The organism is Acidovorax sp. FG60, assembly GCF_057808995.1.
Map to the genome: position 1 here is coordinate 149,207 of NZ_JBMDJC010000005.1, position 17,700 is coordinate 166,906.

The window sequence follows — 17,700 nt, forward strand, 5'->3', positions numbered from 1 at the left end:
GTCAAAAAACGCCAAAAGCAAGGGGCCTCGCGCGGCGTTCAATCCGCGCGGATCTGCGCGCGCTGTGCAATTGCACGCATGCGTGGTAACTCGTCTTCGATCTGCGTAAGCACGGCATCGCCCGTGGCGTACGACGGCTCCAGCCCGGCGGCGATGAGCTTGCTGCGGACCTCCGCGTCCGCCAGGGTGTCGGCCAGGGCCTTGTGCAGTTTGGCCTTGGCCTCGGCGGGTAAGCCGCGTGGCGCAACCACGGCCAGCCAGGAGTCGGCCGAGAACCCGGGGAAGCCACTTTCCGCCACCGTAGGCACGTCGGGCAGTTGCGTGGCCCGCGTTGCACCCGTGACGGCAATGGCCTTGATCTTGCCCGCCTTGAGCTGTGGCAGCGCTGCGGCCACGGTGTCGATGGTGAACGGGATCTGCCCGCCCATCAGGTCGCTCATGGCGGGCGCGCTGCCTCGGTAGGGCACGTGCATCACCTTGATGCCGGCGGCAGACCACGTCAGCTCTGCCGCGAAGTGGCCGGTGGTGCCGTTGCCAAAGGAGCCGTAGGAGAACTTGTCGGGGGCGCGCTGCACTGCCACGATCAGCTGCCTGAGATTGCCCACGGGCACCTCGCGGTTTGCCAGCAGGATCAGCGGCACGCGGGCCACCATGCCGATGGGCTCATAGCTCTTGACGGGGTCGTAGGGCAGCTTGGCATTGAGCGCCGGATTCACGGTGAACGTGGAGCCTGAACTGATCAACAGCGTGTAGCCATCAGCGGGTGCGTTGGCCACGAAGGCCGCTCCGACCACAGTGCCTGCACCCGCCTTGTTCTCAATCACGATGGGCTGGCCAAGGCGGTCGCCCAGCTTCTTGCTGATCGTTCGACCCACGATGTCCACGGCGCCCCCTGGCGGGAAGGGAACGATGAGCTGTATTGGCTTGGCCGGATAGCCTTCGGCGTGCGCCAGCCACGGCGTGCCGAGTCCCAGCCCCGCGAGGGCTGCCGCCAAGTGGATCACGCTACGCCGTCTGTCGATCTGCAAGCACTTCATGGGGCACTCCTTGGAGGGGAAAAGCGTCGGCCTCCAGCATCGAGGCCAGGGCCACTCAGATCAACGACAGCCCGGCCAGCGGTGCCAGCTGGTGCTGCTCGCTGGACGCGTCAGCCGTTGCGAAAAAGAAAGCTGTAGGCGTTGAGCGCTGGCACGCCTCCCAGGTGCGCGTACAACACGCGGGAGCCTTCGGGGAACTCGCCCTTGCGCACCATGTCGATCATGCCGTGCATGGACTTGCCTTCGTACACCGGGTCCGTGAGCATGCCTTCCTGGCGCGCGCACAGGCGGATGGCTTCGAGCGTGCCCTCGTTGGGCAGGCCGTACTCAGGGCCGCCGTAGCGGGTGTCCAGCACCACGTCTTCGGCGGTCAGCTCCTGGCCCAGCTCCACGAGCTTGGCGGTGTTTTGGGCGATGCGCAGGATCTGCGCATGGGTCTTCTCGGGTTTGGCCGAGGCGTCGATGCCGATCACCTTGCGCGCCCGGCCATCGGCCGCAAAGCCCACCACCATGCCGGCCTGCGTGCTGCCCGTGACCGAGCACACGACGATGTAGTCGAACTGGAAGCCCAGCTCCTTCTCTTGCTGGCGAACCTCTTCGGCAAAGCCCACAAAGCCCAGGCCGCCATACGGGTGCTCGGAGCAACCGGCCGGGATGGGGAAGGGCTTGCCACCGGCCTTTTTCACATCGTCCATGGCTTGCTCCCAGCTGGGGCGGATGCCGATGTCGAAGCCCGCAGCATCCAGGCGCACATCGGCGCCCATGATGCGGCTCATCTCGATGTTGCCCACGCGGTCGTACACCGCATCGGAGTAGTTCACCCAGTTCTCCTGCACCAGCACGCACTTCATGCCCAGGTGTGCGGCCACGGCGGCCACCTGGCGTGTCTGGTTGGACTGGATGCCGCCAATCGACACCAGCGTGTCGTAGCCGCCTGCAATCGCTTCGGGGATGAGGTATTCGAGCTTACGGGTTTTGTTGCCGCCGAAGGCCAGGCCCGAGTTGCAGTCTTCGCGCTTGGCGTACAGGTGCACCTTGCCGCCCAGGTGGGCCGACAGGCGCGGCAGCGGTGTGATGGGCGAGGGGCCGAAGGTGAGCGGGTGGCGGGCAAATTTCTGCAGGTTCATGGCGGTTTCCGGTCGATGAAGAGAAGGCGCAAGCGGGGGGCTTGCAGTGCCTTCATCGTAGAAAAATGCGCGCATCACGTGGTTGCAAAATTTGTTCGAATTTCAGAGTTTATGGTTTATGAAAGAGAATATTGGCGAAAAATGTTTCTCTAAATAATCTATGTGCGCAACAAAAGTTCGTGTCAAGAATGTGCCGCAGGCCGATGTCTCGGCCGAGCTGGACCGCACCGACAAAGCCATCCTGCGCCAGCTGCAGCGCGACGCGTCGCTGTCGAACGTGGCATTGGCCGAGAAGGTGCACCTGAGCCCACCCGCCTGCCTGCGCCGGGTGGAGCGTCTCAAGCGCCTGGGGCTCATCGACAAGGTGGTCGCGCTGCTCAACCCCCAGGCCGTGGGGGCGGGCATGCTGGTGATGATTGGTGTGGTGCTGGACCGCTCCACGCCCGAGTCGTTTGCCGAATTTGAAAAGGCGGCAGCCAAGGTGTCGGGTTGCATGGAATGCCATGTAGTCACTGGCGAGTTTGACTACTTCATGCTGGTGCGCACGCGCGACAACGACAGCTTCAATCGCCTGCACGCCGAGCAACTGCTCTACCTGCCGGGCGTGCGGCAGGTGCGCTCATTCATGGTGCTGCGCAATGTGCTTTCGACCACCGAGCTGCCGCTGGCGGTGTAGCGTAAGCCCCATTTCTTTATTGCGCCCCGCGCAGCCGCCCCATCACCGCCGTCCAGGCGGGGCCGCCAAACAGGTTGACCACCAGCCCCGCCATCAGCAGCCCGGCGCCCGCAAAGTGCACAGGCAGCAACTGCTCGCCAAATACCACCCAGCCCGTGGTCAGGCCCACCACGGGCACCAGCAGCGTGAACGGCGCCACGCGGTTCACGGGGTAGCGCGACATGAGGTAGGTCCACAGCCCGAAGCCCAGCAGCGTGGAGATCCACGCGATGTAGGCCACGGCGGCCATGGATTTCAGCGACAGGTTTTGCACCGCTGCCAGCACAGCACTGGGGCCGTCCATCACCAGCGCCAGGGCCACAAACGGCAGGGGCGCCACCAGGCTGGACCAGACGATGAAGGCAAACTGGTTCATCGGCCCATAACGCCCCACGGCGCGGGTCACGATATTGCCGCAGCCCCACAGCGCTGCCGCCGCCACGGTCAGCGCGAAGCCCGCCAGCGGCATGGAGGCCCCATGTGCACTGCCAATCAGCACCAGCCCCACGCCTGCCAGCGCCAGGCCCGCCACCTGGTTGCCCAGCCATTTCTCACGCAGCCACCAGGCTGCCAGCAGCAACGTGAAGAACGACTGCGCCTGCAGCACCAGCGAGGCCAGGCCCGAAGGCATGCCCATGTGGATGGCGGTGAACAGCAGGGCAAACTGGCCCACGGCCATGGTCATGCCGTACAGCAGGTACAGCCGCAGCGGTACCTTGGGTGGCTTGATGAACAGCAGCGCCGGAAATGCCGCCAGAAGGTAGCGCAGCGCGCCCAGCAGCATGGGAGGGATGTCGGCCACGCCCACCTTGATCACGGCAAAGTTCAGCCCCCAGACGACGATGACGAGCAGGGCGAGGGCGAGGTCACGGGGGCGCAGGGGCAAATTCATGGTGAGGCCGTAGAAGGGTCTGGCTGGATGGGGAGATTGTGCGTGGGCATGCTGGGGGTGGCCGGTACCGATGGGCCGGATATCGATCAAAACAAGACATTTCTCGCGCGCCTTGCGCCTTGCATCCCATCCCGGCAAGGGCCTTGTGCGACCCTGAAAAAATCTTGAACACGTTCTAAATAAGCGCAGCCACCTCGATCGCGCGCTCGCGCAACCACTGCAGAGCCAGGTCCTTGTCCCGATGGCGGTGCCATTGAAGGGTCTGGCGCATCACCGGGATTTCCAGGGGGGGCTCCCATACGTGGATGGGCAGCCCGTACTGCAGCGCGCGTTGAGCAAGGCGCTTGTGCACGGTGGCAATACGTGCTGTGCCGATCACCAGGCTAGGCAGGGATGCGAGGGTGGGCGCGGTGACTTCGATGCGGCGCTTGACGCCAAAGCGCTCCAGAAACCAGCCATCGAACGCGGGGATCTGCCGCGCGCCGGAGTAGTCGGCCACCACATGTCCCGCCGCCAGATAGTCGTCAAAGCTGAGCTGGCCTTGGATGTGCGGGTTGCCCGTCCAGGTGACGCACATGTATGTCTCCTCGAACAGCGTCATGCTCGGGTGTTTGGCCGACACATATTGCTCGGGGATGATGAGCATGTCGGCCCCGTACTCCTCCAGCTGCTCCACGGGGCGGGCGTTTTGCGCCCGCAGATGCACCTGGACCCCGGGCGCTTCGTGAAACAGCCTCTCGATCAGCGGCTGCATGAACACGGTGGTGGTGAAGTCTGACACCAGCAGCGTGAAGCTCCGGGTGTCGGTAGAGGGGTCAAAGCGGGGCTTCTCAGCGATGGTGCTGTCGATGCGCATCAGCACTTCACGCACCGGGTCCAGCAGCGCCTCGGCGCGGGGCGTCAACACCATCTGACGGCCCTGCGGCACCAGCAACTCATCGTCGAAATACGTACGCAGCCGCGCCAGCGCATTGCTGGTGGCGGGCTGGCTCAGGTGGATGCGCTCACCCGCGCGGCTGATATTGCGTTCGGTCAGCAGCGCGTCCAGCGCCACCAGCAGGTTCAGGTCGAGTTTGTTGAATCGCATGAGCTACGGGTAAACATTGATATTCGCGATATCAATTGATGGAATCTGAAAAATCCATTTTTCGAATGCGAGCTTACTCCCTACAGTAGCCACCGAACCGATGTCCAGCCCCTTTGGTCATCAGATTCTCAAAAAAACAGAACGGAGACAAATGATGAAACACTGCCCATCAGGCGCAGTGCGGCGGGGTGCTGCCCAAAGCCGCAGAAGCCGCCTCACGCTGGCCCTTGCCACTCTGGCTGTCACCCCCTGTGTTTCTGCCATCGAGCTGGACACTGGCAACCCCGACTGGAAGCTGCGCTGGGACAACACCGTCAAATACAGCCTCACCGGACGCCTCAACACGGCCTTGCCTGAGTTGTCTTCCGTGTTGCCCGTGACGGCCAACCAGAACGACGGGAACAATAATTTCAAGCGTGGTGTGGTGTCCAACCGCGTGGACCTGCTCAGCGAGCTGGATCTGACCGGCCCCAGCTACGGTGCGCGCCTGAGTGCGGCGGCCTGGTACGACCAGGTCTACAACAGCCACACGGACAACACCAGCCTCACGTCCAACCACAGCCCTGCGAGCGAGTTTCCGGCGGAGACCCGCAAGCTCATGGGGCGCAAGGCCGAGCTGCTGGACGCCTTTGTGTACGGGCGCTTTGATGTGGCCGACAAGCCCGCCACGGTGCGCATGGGCCGCCACACCCTGTTGTGGGGAGAGAGCCTGTTCTTTGGCGCCAATGGCATCGCGGGCGGCCAGGCCCCGCTGGACCTGATCAAGCTGCTGTCGGTACCTAACTCCACCTTCAAGGAAGTGGCCCGGCCGACTGGCAAGGTCTCGGGGCAGGTGCAGCTGTCGTCCGACGTGACGGTGGGCGCTTACGTGAACTACGAGTGGGAGAAGACCCGGCTGATGCCGGTGGGCGCCTACCTCTCCACCAGCGACTCGCTCGGCCCTGGTGCAGAGCGCATCAATGCAGGGGCGACAGGCACGTTCATCCGGCAGGCGGACCTGGATGCAAAGAACTCGGGGCAGGGCGGTCTGCAGCTGCGCTGGCGGGTGGAATCCATCGACACCGACCTGGGGTTCTATGCCATCCGCTACCACGCAACCACCCCCAGCAACATCAACAACGTGCTTTTGGGCCGCCCTCCGGCATTGACCGCCAGCAGCTATCGCTGGATGTACCACGAGGGCGTGCGTGCCTATGGCGCCAGCTTCTCCAAGACGATTGACAACTGGGGGCTCGCGGGCGAATTCTCGGTGCGCCACAACGCGCCCCTGGCCAGCTCTGGGCAGTCCACCCTGGCCACCATTGGCGTGAATGCGGGCCTCAACAACAACAGCAACCCGAGCTACGCGGTGGGCGAGACCGCGCACGCGCAAGTGTCCTGGATCGCATCGCTGGGCCCTTCTTGGATATCGCGCGAAGCGTCCTTTGTGGGCGAGGTGGCCTGGAACCAGCGCACCAAGGTCACACGCAATGCGCAGATGCTCAACCCCAATGCCGACAAATCGGCCACTGGCGTGCGCATGGTGTATTCGCCCAGCTATCGGCAGGTGCTGCCGGGCCTGGATCTCACCCCCTCCATCGGCATGGGCTACACGTTCGGCGCCTCGTCAGCCGTTGGCCCGGGGTTTGGGGTGGACAAGGGCGGGGACATCAACCTCGGTCTGGCCGGGGTGTACCTGGGCACATGGAACGTGTCGCTGAACTATGTGCATTACCTGGGCAAGGCCGCGCCCACGCTCGATGCCGCCAACAACGCGCAATACAAGCAAGCGCTCAAAGACCGCAACTCGCTGACGCTCTCGGTCCGCACCACTTTCTGATCTGGAACTCTGTCATGAAGCACTACCTGCACATCGCGGGCGCCTGCCTGCTGTCGTCTGTGGCCCTGAGCGCTGCACACGCCGCCGTGAGCGCGGAGGAAGCCGCCAAACTCAAAACCGAGCTGACTCCCCTGGGGGCCGAGCGCGCGGGCAACAAGGAGGGCACCATCCCCGCGTGGAGTGGTGGCTACACCACCCCCATCGCGGGGTTCCAGAATGGCGGGCGCCGGGGCGACCCGTTCGCGGGCGAAAAGCCGCTGTACAGCGTCACCGCCGCCAACATGGCCGAACATGCGAGCAAGCTGACCGAAGGCACCCAGGCCCTGCTTAAAAAATACCCGCAGACCTTCCGGGTCGATGTGTACAAAACGCACCGCACCGCCGCTGCGCCGCAGTGGGTGTATGACTACACAGCCAAGAATGCCGTGCAGGCCAAGCTCGATGGCGAGAAGGTCACAGGTGCCTACGGTGGCATTCCGTTCCCCATCCCCAAGACAGGCGAGGAGATCATGGCCAACCATGAACTGCACTGGCGCGGCGAGGCCTGGCAGGCCGACTTCCGGGGCTACCTGGGCACGGCCAACGGCCAGCGCGTGCTGTCGGTGGAGGGGCGCGGCGACTTCCAGATGCCCTACTACGCCCAGGGGCAGCACGACAAGTTCACGGGCGAGTACTGGACCATCCGCCTGGTCAACAGCGGCCCACCGGTGCGTGCGGGCGAAGCCATCACGGGCCGCCAGCACCTGGATCAGGACAAGAGCGCATCGTGGGTGTACCTGACGGGGCAGCGCCGTGTGCGCAAGCTGCCCAATGCCTGCTGCGACACACCCACGCCTGCCACCGCAGGTGTGGCAAGTTTCGACGAAATCGACGTCTTTGCCGGGCGCAACGACCGCTTTGACTGGAAGGTCGTGGGCAAGCAGGAGATGCTGATCCCCTACAACAGCAACCGCCTGCATACGCCCACCAAGGACAGCGATGTGCTATTGGCCAATCACCTGAACCCCGACCACGTGCGCTGGGAGCTGCACCGCGTGTGGGTGGTGGAGGCCACCCTCAAGCCCGGCCAGCGCCACCAGGCACCCAAGAGCCGCTACTACGTGGACGAAGACACCTGGGTGGCTGTGCTGGGCGACCGCTGGGATGCCAAGGGCCAGCTGTGGAAGACCATCTGGTCCCACCCGGTGGTGATGCCTGACCTTCCTGCCACCACGCCGCAGCAGCAGTGGGGCTTCAACGACCTGATCTCTGGGGCTTGGTATGCCAGCGGCGTGGTCAACGAGCGCAACCAGCACTACAAGATCGTGCCGCGTCGCACGGACAGCTTCTTCTCGCCCGATGCGATGGCGGGCGAGGGTGTCCGCTGAGCGGGACTGAACCATGCGTATTGCGATCTATGTAGCTGCGGCCATCGCTGCGGCGGGGGCGGGCTGCGCCTTCGCACAAGTGGGGGATGCACTTCAGCGCCCCGCACTGAGCGTGAAGGTACCTCAGCGCGCCGTGCTACTGGCAGCTGCCGCTGCAGGGCAGCGGCTGGTGGCGGTGGGCGAGCGCGGAGTGGTCGCGCTGTCCGACGACCGGGGCGTGACCTGGCAACAGGCGGCCTGCCCGGTCAGTGTGAGCCTGACGATGGTGCGCTTCGCGGACGAACGCCACGGTGTGGCCGTGGGGCATGGCGGCACGGTGCTGACTACGGCCGATGCTGGCGCCAGCTGGGTACTGCGGCTGGACGGCCGGCGCCTGGCCGCGCTGGCCAAGGCGGCCGCTACCACGCCCCAGGCGCTGCAGGACGCAGAGCGCCTGATGGCCGATGGCCCGGACAAGCCCTTCATGGATGTGGTGGTGTGGGACGCCCAGCGCATGCTGGCGGTGGGCGCCTATGGCTTGGCCTTCTACACCGCCGATGGTGGACAGACCTGGGCGTCCTGGATGGGCAGGTTGCCCAATCCCAAGGCCCTGCACTGGTACGTGGCGCGGCGCCAGGGCAATACCCTGCTGCTGGCGGGTGAGCAGGGGCTGCTCGCACGCTCCAGCGATGGCGGAGCTACGTTTGAGGCCTTGCCGTCGCCCTACAAGGGCAGCTGGTTTGCGGGCGAGCTGCAGGCCAACGGGCATGCGGTCCTGGCGGGCCTGCGGGGTAACGCCTGGCGCTCGGTCGACGTGGGCAACACCTGGTCGCAGCTGGCATCGCCCACGCAGAGCGCGATCACCGCCGTGGCCGACGACGGCAATGGTGGACTGTGGTTTGCCACACAGGCGGGCGCAGTGCTACGCCAGCAGGGCGAGGCACTGGTGCCCCTGAACGCGGCGCCCGTACCCGTGCCGTCGGCGCTGCTGCCGCAGCGTGAGGGCCCCTTGCTCGCACTGGGCGTAGCCGGTGTAGTGCCTGTGGTGGCACAGAAGGCACGGCCATGAGCGTGCCCTCCTTCGATACCCGCTCGGGCTCGTTGATCGAGCGCGCGCTGTTCAACCACCGAGCCGTAGTCGTGTTGCTTTGCGCCTTGGTCACTGCCCTGCTGGGTTGGCAGGCCACGCGGCTTCAGCTCAATGCCAGCTTTGAAAAGACCATTCCCACGAGCCACCCCTACATCCAGAATTTTCTGGCCTACCAGTCGGAACTCAGTGGCCTGGGCAATGCGGTGCGCGTGGCCGTTGCCCGCCCCCAGGGCAACATCTATGACGCGCAGTACCTGGACACCCTGCGCCGCCTGTCTGACGAAGTCTTCCTGCTGCCCGGTGTGGACCGTGCGCGGATGAAGTCGCTGTGGACCCCCACCACACGCTGGGTGGGTGTCACCGAAGAGGGCCTGGAAGGCGGGCCGGTCATTCCCGATGGTTTTGATGGGTCGTCAGCCAAGCTGCAGCAACTCGCGGCGAATGTGGCGCGCTCCGGAGAGATCGGCCAGACGGTAGCGCGCGATGCCGCATCGACCGTGATCTTTGTGCCCCTGCTGGCCAAGGATGCCCAGGGCCAGTCGCTCGACTACGCCCTGCTGTCGCGGCAGCTGGAGACGCTGCGCGGAAAGTACGAGGCCGAAGGCGTGGCTATCCACATCACCGGCTTTGCCAAGATCGTGGGCGACCTGATTGATGGTGTGCGTGCCGTGCTGGTGTTCTTTGCCATCGCGGTGGCCATCGCCACGGCAATGGTGTTCTGGTACACGCACTGCATCCGTTCCACGCTGCTGGTGGTGCTGGCGTCGCTGGTGGCCGTGGTGTGGCAGCTGGGCCTGCTGCCTTTGCTGGGGTATGCACTCGACCCGTATTCCATCCTGGTGCCGTTTTTGGTGTTTGCCATCGGCATGAGCCATGGTGCGCAAAAGATGAACGGCATCATGCAGGACGTGGGACGGGGCGTGGACAAGCTGGTGGCTGCGCGCTTCACATTCCGGCGCCTGTTCCTGGCGGGCTTGACGGCCCTGCTGGCAGACGCAGTTGGGTTTGCCGTGCTGCTGGTCATCGACATCCAGGTCATCCGCGAACTGGCGATTGCCGCGTCGATTGGCGTGGCGGTGCTGATCTTCACCAACCTGATCCTGTTGCCCATTTTGTTGAGTTACACCGGCGTCAGTGCGGTGGCTGCCGAGCGCAGCCTGCGCGCCGAACAGGCCGATGCGGCGGGCGCTGCCAAACACCCGCTGTGGGCTCTGCTCGACCGCTTTACCCAACGGCCTTGGGCCACGGTGGCCGTGGCCGCCGGGCTGGTAATGGGGGTGGGGGGTCTTCTGGTCAGCACGCAGCTCAAGATTGGCGACCTGGACCCGGGGGCACCCGAGTTGCGCGCAGACAGCCGCTACAACCGCGATGTGGGATTCATGAACGTAGCCTACGGCGCGGGTAGTGACGTGCTGGCGGTGATGGTCAAGACGCCCGAGGGCCAGTGCTCCCACTTCGATGCGCTGAACAAGGTCGATGCGCTCGAATGGGAGCTGCGCCAGATCGACGGCGTCGAGAGCACCAACTCGCTCTCTCTGCTCAACCGCCGGGTCCTGTCGGGCCTCAACGAAGGCAACCCACGGTGGTACGAGTTCTTGCCCAACCAGGACATGCTCAACACCGTGACGGCCAGCGCACCCCGTGGGCTCTACAACGATGCCTGTGGGTTGTTGACGGTGTACGTCTATCTGCGCGACCACAAGGCCGACACCCTGGCGCGCGTCGTGGGCCACATCGAGGCCTTTGCCCAGCGCAACAACACGGCAGACACCCAGTTTCTGCTGGCCGCCGGGTCTGCGGGCATTGAGGCGGCCACCAACATCGTGGTCAAGGACGCGTGGCGAACCATGCTGCTCATGGTGTACGCGGCGGTGGTCGTGCTGTGTTTTGTGACATTCCGCTCGTGGAAGGCGGTGGTGGTGGCCGTGCTGCCGCTGGTGGTCACGTCCTTCCTGGCCGAGGCGTTGATGGTGGCGCTGGGCATGGGCGTGAAGGTCGCCACGCTGCCGGTGATTGCGCTGGGCGTGGGCATCGGCGTGGACTACGCGCTCTACATCCTGTCCATCACGCTGTCGCAACTGCGCGAAGGCAAGAGCCTCTCTGAGGCGTACTACCGCGCGCTGCTGTTTACCGGCAAGGTCGTGATGCTGACGGGCGTGACGCTGGCCGTGGGCGTGATCACCTGGGTGGCGAGCCCGATCAAGTTCCAGGCCGACATGGGCTTGCTGCTGGCGTTCATGTTCCTGTGGAACATGCTGGGGGCGCTGGTGTTGTTGCCCGCACTGGCCCACTTTTTACTCAAGCCTGCGGCGCCCGTCGCCAACGCCCGTCCAACCGCGCGCGACGTGCACGGGGTACCACACGGCGCTCATTGACTGACAACGAGGACGAACCATGACCACGATCCACACGATGTGCGTTGCTGCCGGTATGTTACTGGCATGCGTCAGCGCACAGGCCCAGCCCAGCCCCCAACCGGCCGCAGTGCTTGATCGCTACATCGCCGCAGTGCACGCGGGTGACATGGCCGCCGTGCGCGCGCTCATCGCGCCGGAGGTGGAGCGATCGGACTTTCCCGGCTGCACTCCTGCCATGGACAACCCCAGTTGCCTGGCGCACTACATCGACGCCACGGTGGTTCGACCGCAGGCCCGCTTGTCTGTGCTGAGCACCGAAGTGGATGGGGACCGGGTGTCTGCGCTGCTGGAGGTGCGCAGCGAGCTGTATCGCCGCGCCGGTGTGGAACGCATCGTGGGCCGCGACGTGCTCCGTGTGACCGATGGGCAGATCCGGTCCTTCCGCTTTGTCCCTGACTTTTCCGACGCGCCCACGGCCGTCTTTTTTGGCACGCTGGGCATTGGCCCGCGTGCCTCCCAAGCCCCCGCAAAGTGATCCTATGTTCAAGTACTTTCCTACCAACTACGTCTGGAACCTCTCGGTCGATCTGGCCATCGAGATGGGCGCACGCATCGGTGAAATCGAAGAGATGTGCGCTCCGCTGCAAGAGGCCGCCAAGGCGCCCGATGCCGCTGGCACGCAGGCCTTCCGTGAAACCTGGGTGCGCATGGCGGACAAGCTCTGCGGCTTGGCCGAAGAAGATGAAGCGCGCGGCTGGATGTATTCCGCAGGCGAGAAATACCGCCGCGCCTCCAGCTATCTGATCACCGCCGAGCGCTTGCAGGCGCACAACGCGCCCGGGCGGCTTGCCGTCTATCAGCGCGAGCTGGAGTTGTTTCTCAAGGGTTCGCAGTTGCTGGGCGACCGGGTGCAACGGGTGGAGATTCCCTACGAGGGCACCCACCTGTCCGCGTTGTACTACCCGGCCCACGGCCTGCAGCCGGGCAAGCGCGCGCCTTTGTTGGTGCAACTCAATGGCCTCGACTCCACCAAGGAAATGAAGTACCTGGTCGGGTTGCCCGCATGGCTGGCCCAACGCGGCGTGTCCTCTCTGGTGGTGGACCAGCCAGGCACCGGCGAGGCGCTGCGGCTGCAGGGGTTGACGGCGCGGTACGACACCGAACACTGGGCCAGCCGCGTGGTGGACTGGCTGGAGCAGCACCCCGACGTGGACCCGAAGCGCATCGGCTGCGAGGGCGTATCGCTGGGCGGCTACTACTGCCCACGCGCCGTGGCCATGGAGCCGCGTTTTGCCTGCGGCGTGGCCTGGGGCGCCAACCACGACTGGCGTGATGTGCAAAAGCGCCGGTTGGAGAAAGAGGGCGACTTCCCCGTGCCGCACTACTGGGCTCACGTGTGCTGGGTCTGGGGCGCCAAGGACGTGGACGACTTCATGCGTATCGCGGAAAACGTGCACCTCGATGGTGTGGTCGAGAAGATCAAGGTGCCTTTCCTGGTCACGCACGGCGAGCGCGACTCGCAGATCCCGCTCAAGTGGGCGCACCGCACCTACGAGCAGCTGGTCAACAGCCCCCAGCGCGAACTCAAGGTGTTCACCGACCGTGAGGGTGGGTCGCAGCACGCCAGCTTTGACAACAGCATCAACGCCGGCCACTACATCGCTGACTGGGTGGCCCAGACCCTGGGTGGTCATACCGCCTGAGAGCCCCGCACCTGCCCTGAAAACCTCTACAACCAAGGATCAACAGATGAACATCATTGGACCCGACGCGCTCGTTTTTGGCGTGGACGACGTCGCTGCCTGCGCCCAGTACCTCACCGACTACGGACTCACTCCCGTGGGCGTCACCGCTGCTGGTGGGCGCTTTGAAGCGCTGGACGGCACGTGCGTGGAGATCCGCTCCCAGGGCGATCCTTCCCTGCCACCCGCGCTGGGCACTGCCAGCATGTTGCGCGAAACGGTCTACGGGGTCGCAGATGCGGCCACGCTCGACGCCATCGAAGCCGAGCTGGCGCGCGACCGCGCCGTGGTGCGCCAGGGCGGTGTGCTGCGCACCACCGATGACTTGGGCTTTGCCCTCGCTTTCCAGGTCACGGTGCGCAAGCCGCTGGCATTGCCTGCCGAGGCCGTGAACGCGCCCGGTGCCGTCCCGCAGCGTGGGCCCAACGCCCTGGGCCTGTCGCCCGACATGGCGGCGCGGCCCCGTTCGCTGTCGCATGTGGTGTATTTCGTGCCCGACGCGGCCAAGGCCGAGGCGTTCTATGCCCGACTGGGCTTTGTGTGCACCGATCGCTTCAAGGGTGTGGGGCCGTTCTTGCGCCCTGCGGGCACGCAAGACCACCACACCTTGTTCATGATCCAGACACCGCCGTTCATGAAGGGCTGCGAACACTTCACCTTCCACATGGGTGGCCCTACCGATGTGTTGCTGGCCGGCACCCGCTTTGTCGAGAAGGGCTACCAGAGCTTCTGGGGGCCGGGGCGCCACAAGTTTGGCAGCAACTGGTTCTGGTACTTCAACTCGCCCCTGGGCTGCCACGTGGAGTACGACGCCGACATGGACCAGCATGACGACACCTGGGCCGCGCGCGAGGTGCCGATGAGTGCCGATGCTTCGCAGCTCTTCCTCTTTCAACACCGCGAGAAGTGGGCGCCTTCGGGCCCGCCACCTGCGGGTGCACCGCACTGAGAGCCGACCATGAAGCTCTGCCACTGGAACGATCTGCCCGATGGCGAGTCGCGGGGCTTTGACCCCGCAGGCCGTGGGCAGGACACGGTGCTCATCGTGCGCCAGGGCGAGCGGCTGTACGCCTATGCCGATCTGTGCCCCCACCTGGACACCCCCATGGCATGGCGCAAGGACAAGTACCTGAATGCGGTGGGTGATCGCATCGTCTGCGCGGCCCACGGTGCGCTGTTTGACATCACCACCGGGTTGTGTACCTTGGGCCCGTGCCTGGGCGACGCCTTGGTGCCCGTGCCATTGAAAGTACAAGCGAACGGCGAGATCCACATCGCCCCTACCAATCACAAGGAGACAAACCCATGAGCCTTTCTCACCAACGGATTTTGATCATCGGCGGGGGCTTTTCCGGCATGGCAGCCGCCATCGAACTGCGCAAGCTGGGTGCGCAGGTGGACTTGGTAGAGATCGACCCTGGCTGGCGCAGCTACGGTGCGGGCATCAGCCTGGGGGGCGCCACGCTGCGGGCGTTTCGGCGCCTGGGAATTCTCGAAGCGTTTCTGGCGCAGGGCAACGCCTCGGACGGCGTGAACCTGCACCTGCCCCACGGCCCTCTGGTGGCCACCTTGCCCACGCCCCGTATTGCGGGGGCCGATGTTCCTGGCGGCGGCGCCATCATGCGCCCAGTGCTGGCCCGCATCCTGGCCGAGGCCACCCGCGCGGCGGGCGCCAACGTCCGCCTGGGCTGCACCTTCTCTGCCATTGAGCAAGAGGCCGATGGCGTACAGGTCACCTTCACCGATGGACAGCGCCAGCGCTATGACCTGGTGATCGGTGCCGATGGCCTGTACTCCAAGGTGCGTGAGACGGTGTTTGAAAACGCACCCCAGCCGCGCTACAGCGGCCAGGCCGTGTGGCGTGCCGTGCTTCCCAAGCCGCCAGAGATCGAGACCGCCACGATGTGGATGGGCCCGAAGATCAAACCCGGCGTGAACCCTGTCTCGAAGACCGAGATGTACCTCTTCGTCACCGAGCCGCGCTCCACCAACGACCATGTCGATCCGGCCACCTTTGCGGACCGTTTGCGCGCATTGCTCGACGGGTTTTCCGCACCCACGCTGCAGTCCATCCGCAGCCAGATCGGACCGGATTCACAGATTGTGTTTCGCCCGCTCGAAGGCCTGCTCATGCCACGCCCGTGGTCGCGCGACCGGGTGGTGCTGATTGGTGACACGGTGCACGCCACCACGCCGCATCTGGCGTCCGGGGCCTGCATCGGGATCGAGGACGCCTTGGTGCTGGCCGATGAACTGGCGCAGGCGGGCGATGTACCGACCGCGTTGTCGGCCTTTGAAGCCCGGCGCTGGGAGCGCTGCCGCATGGTGGTCGAAAACTCCGCCCGGCTGGGTGAGATCGAGATCGAAGGCGGCGACAAGGAGGAGCACTCGCGCATCATGCGCGAGTCCCTCATGGCGTTGTCCCAACCCATCTGAGGCGAGGTGAGCATGATCACAACCCAATCGCTGCGGGGCCGGGTGGCCCTGATGGTGGGCCATTGCGCAGGCATGGTGGATCTGGTGGCCTTGCCCGTCTGGGTGGGCACGCTGATATCGGTGTACCGGTTCGACCCGCAGCAGGCCGGCTTGCTGGCGACGCTGTTTTTGGCTGGAGCGGTGGCCGCCAGCCTGGTGTTGGCGCCGTTCTTTCAGTTGTTGCGCGGGCGCGCCGTGGCGACCTGCGGCTTTGCCGGCGCGGCCGTGGCGTTTGCCGTAGCGTCCACCACCACCCAGTTTGCGCTGTTGGCGCTGTTGCATGCCGGGGCTGGCATCGCGGCCGGCACCGCCCTCAGCGTTACCCATGGCACCATTGCCCGCAGCCCCAACCCCCACCGCATGTTCGCCTTGGTGGGCATGGCACTGGGGGTATTTGCCATCGCGTTCCTGGGGGGCACGCCTGTGCTGGTGGCCAAGCTGGGTGGACCCGCGTTGTTCCAGGTCTTCGCCGGCGTCATGGCAGTGGGCGCGGTGGTGGCGGCTCTGGCGTTTCCCGAGGCCGACAGCGTAGGCGGCGCGGCCACTTCGCGTGCTCCGGCTGCGCCTCTGCCCGCTGCGGTCTGGTGGGGCGTGCTGGGCATCGCGGCGCTGGGCCTGGTGCAGTCCATGACCTTCAGCTTTCTGGAGCGCGTGGGCAGTGACCGGGGCTACGGACTTCAGGCCGTCACCGGCGTGCTGATTGCCCTGGGCGTCGTCAACCTCTTTCCCGCAGCGTTGGCCGCTGTGCTGGAAAAGCGCTGGGCGGCCCGCAGCGTTCTGCTGTCGGGACCTGCGCTCCAGGCCTTGCTGGTGGTGGTGATCATGAACTCGCCCGTGTTTGCGCCCTATGCCGCAGCCGCCGCCGTGTTTGCGGCCGTGATGATCTTCACGCACACCTTTGCCTTTGGCGTGCTGGCGCGGCTGGACCCCAGCGGCCGTGCCTTGGCCGCCACCCCCGCCATGCTCATGTTCGGCGCGGCCATTGGGCCCATCCTCGGCGGCACCTTGGTCAAGGCATGGGGCTATGGCAGCCTGGGGGCGGCGGCCCTCGTGATTGACGCAGTGGCCGTCTATGCATTTGCGCGCATCCACCGAGCCCCTCACAAAGCGAAGCCTTTGCCCGGGGTGGCGTGACAACGTTTGCCTTCTCTATTCCATGCCCCGCTGAACGCTCCCGTTTCGGTCGCGTTCAGCGCCAACTCCTGTGCCCGTATGACCAAACCCCAACGCCGCTTCGTGGACCTGTCCATTTACCTCGAAAACGACGTGCTCTCCGACCCGCCGCCCCTGGCGCCCAAGATCACCTACCAGAAACACGCCGATACGTTGCCCGAGTTCATGACCATGATCCCCGGCACCCAGCCTGAGGACTACCCCGATGGCGAAGCAGCAGCGGCCGAGTGGGTGACGCTGACCACGCACAACGGTACCCACCTGGATGCGCCGTGGCACTTCCACTCCACGCAGGACGCGAAGAACGGCGGAGCCCGCCCCTCCATCACGATTGACGAAGTGCCGCTGGAATGGTGCTTTCAGCCGGGTGTGAAGCTGGACTTTCGCCACCTGCCCGATGGCTACGTCGCCACCGCCGCCGATGTGCAGGCCGAGCTGGCCCGCATCGGCCACACGCTGCAGCCGCTCGACATCGTGGTGGTCAACACCCGCGCTGGGTCGCGCTACGGGCACAAGGACTACCTGGGCGCGGGGTGTGGCATGGGCTACGAAGCGACGATGTACCTGCTGGAGCGTGGTGTGCGCCTCACGGGCACCGACGCCTGGAGCTGGGATGCGCCGTTTTCGTACACCGCCCAGCGCGTGGCAGAGACGGGCAACAAGGCACTGATCTGGGAGGGCCATAAGGCGGGCCGCGATATCGGTTACTGCCACCTGGAAAAGCTGCACAACCTGGAGGCGCTGCCGCCCACGGGTTTCACGATCAGCTGTTTTCCTCACAAGATCCGCGGTGCCTCGGCAGGCTGGACGCGTGCGGTCGCCATTTTTGAAGACTGACTG

General features: G+C 65.2%; 16 protein-coding genes. 12 read left to right on the forward strand and 4 right to left on the reverse strand.

What is annotated here, in order from left to right:
- Positions 1-38 precede the first annotated feature (38 nt).
- Positions 39-1,037, reverse strand: coding sequence for a Bug family tripartite tricarboxylate transporter substrate binding protein (locus ACODS0_RS09725; RefSeq protein ID WP_082437638.1), 999 nt, complete (start codon positions 1,035-1,037; stop codon positions 39-41).
- A 110-nt stretch (positions 1,038-1,147) separates the two neighbouring features.
- Positions 1,148-2,164: a 1-aminocyclopropane-1-carboxylate deaminase gene (locus ACODS0_RS09730; protein ID WP_055401993.1), complete on the reverse strand. Its 1,017-nt coding sequence runs from the start codon at positions 2,162-2,164 to the stop codon at positions 1,148-1,150.
- A 160-nt stretch (positions 2,165-2,324) separates the two neighbouring features.
- Between ACODS0_RS09730 and ACODS0_RS09735 the strand changes: the two genes are divergently transcribed.
- Positions 2,325-2,840, forward strand: coding sequence for an Lrp/AsnC family transcriptional regulator (locus ACODS0_RS09735; protein WP_055401991.1), 516 nt, complete (start codon positions 2,325-2,327; stop codon positions 2,838-2,840).
- Positions 2,841-2,856: 16 nt separating this feature from the next.
- On the opposite strand, the gene ACODS0_RS09740 is transcribed toward ACODS0_RS09735, so the two are convergent.
- Both ACODS0_RS09740 and ACODS0_RS09745 read right to left on the reverse strand, forming a co-directional pair.
- Positions 2,857-3,759: an EamA family transporter gene (locus ACODS0_RS09740; protein WP_488834752.1), complete on the reverse strand. Its 903-nt coding sequence runs from the start codon at positions 3,757-3,759 to the stop codon at positions 2,857-2,859.
- 187 nt (positions 3,760-3,946) lie between these two features.
- Positions 3,947-4,858, reverse strand: a complete 912-nt coding sequence (locus tag ACODS0_RS09745; protein WP_055401989.1) for a LysR family transcriptional regulator — start codon at positions 4,856-4,858, stop codon at positions 3,947-3,949.
- 154 nt (positions 4,859-5,012) lie between these two features.
- On the opposite strand from ACODS0_RS09745, the gene ACODS0_RS09750 reads away from it, so the two are divergent.
- The 11 genes from ACODS0_RS09750 (at position 5,013) to ACODS0_RS09800 (ending at position 17,697) form a co-directional block, all read left to right on the forward strand.
- On the forward strand, positions 5,013-6,677 hold the full coding sequence (locus ACODS0_RS09750; protein WP_488834577.1) for a DUF1302 domain-containing protein: 1,665 nt from the start codon (positions 5,013-5,015) through the stop codon (positions 6,675-6,677).
- A gap of 14 nt (positions 6,678-6,691) precedes the next feature.
- The gene (locus tag ACODS0_RS09755) at positions 6,692-8,044 is read left to right on the forward strand and encodes a DUF1329 domain-containing protein (RefSeq protein ID WP_488834579.1); all 1,353 of its coding nucleotides are present in this window, start codon (positions 6,692-6,694) and stop codon (positions 8,042-8,044) included.
- Between the two features lie 13 nt (positions 8,045-8,057).
- The gene (locus ACODS0_RS09760; RefSeq protein WP_488834580.1) at positions 8,058-9,092 is read left to right on the forward strand and encodes a WD40/YVTN/BNR-like repeat-containing protein; all 1,035 of its coding nucleotides are present in this window, start codon (positions 8,058-8,060) and stop codon (positions 9,090-9,092) included.
- The gene (locus tag ACODS0_RS09765; RefSeq protein ID WP_488834582.1) at positions 9,089-11,488 is read left to right on the forward strand and encodes an efflux RND transporter permease subunit; all 2,400 of its coding nucleotides are present in this window, start codon (positions 9,089-9,091) and stop codon (positions 11,486-11,488) included. Before ACODS0_RS09760 ends, ACODS0_RS09765 begins: the two co-directional genes overlap by 4 nt.
- Positions 11,489-11,507: 19 nt before the next feature.
- Positions 11,508-12,005 (forward strand): nuclear transport factor 2 family protein, encoded by a 498-nt coding sequence (locus ACODS0_RS09770; RefSeq protein WP_488834583.1) that lies wholly within the window; start codon positions 11,508-11,510, stop codon positions 12,003-12,005.
- A 4-nt stretch (positions 12,006-12,009) separates the two neighbouring features.
- Positions 12,010-13,173 (forward strand): alpha/beta hydrolase family protein, encoded by a 1,164-nt coding sequence (locus ACODS0_RS09775; protein WP_488834585.1) that lies wholly within the window; start codon positions 12,010-12,012, stop codon positions 13,171-13,173.
- Between the two features lie 46 nt (positions 13,174-13,219).
- A complete protein-coding gene (locus tag ACODS0_RS09780; RefSeq protein ID WP_218301506.1) occupies positions 13,220-14,161 on the forward strand; it encodes a VOC family protein in 942 nt (313 codons plus the stop codon).
- A gap of 9 nt (positions 14,162-14,170) precedes the next feature.
- Complete coding sequence (locus ACODS0_RS09785; RefSeq protein WP_488834588.1) at positions 14,171-14,521, forward strand: Rieske (2Fe-2S) protein; 351 nt, start codon at positions 14,171-14,173, stop codon at positions 14,519-14,521.
- On the forward strand, positions 14,455-15,648 hold the full coding sequence (locus ACODS0_RS09790) for an FAD-dependent oxidoreductase (RefSeq protein WP_488834754.1): 1,194 nt from the start codon (positions 14,455-14,457) through the stop codon (positions 15,646-15,648). Before ACODS0_RS09785 ends, ACODS0_RS09790 begins: the two co-directional genes overlap by 67 nt.
- A gap of 12 nt (positions 15,649-15,660) precedes the next feature.
- Entirely contained in the window at positions 15,661-16,821 is a 1,161-nt protein-coding gene (locus ACODS0_RS09795; RefSeq protein WP_488834590.1) for an MFS transporter, read from the forward strand.
- Between the two features lie 78 nt (positions 16,822-16,899).
- Positions 16,900-17,697 (forward strand): cyclase family protein, encoded by a 798-nt coding sequence (locus ACODS0_RS09800; protein WP_488834591.1) that lies wholly within the window; start codon positions 16,900-16,902, stop codon positions 17,695-17,697.
- Positions 17,698-17,700 lie beyond the last annotated feature (3 nt).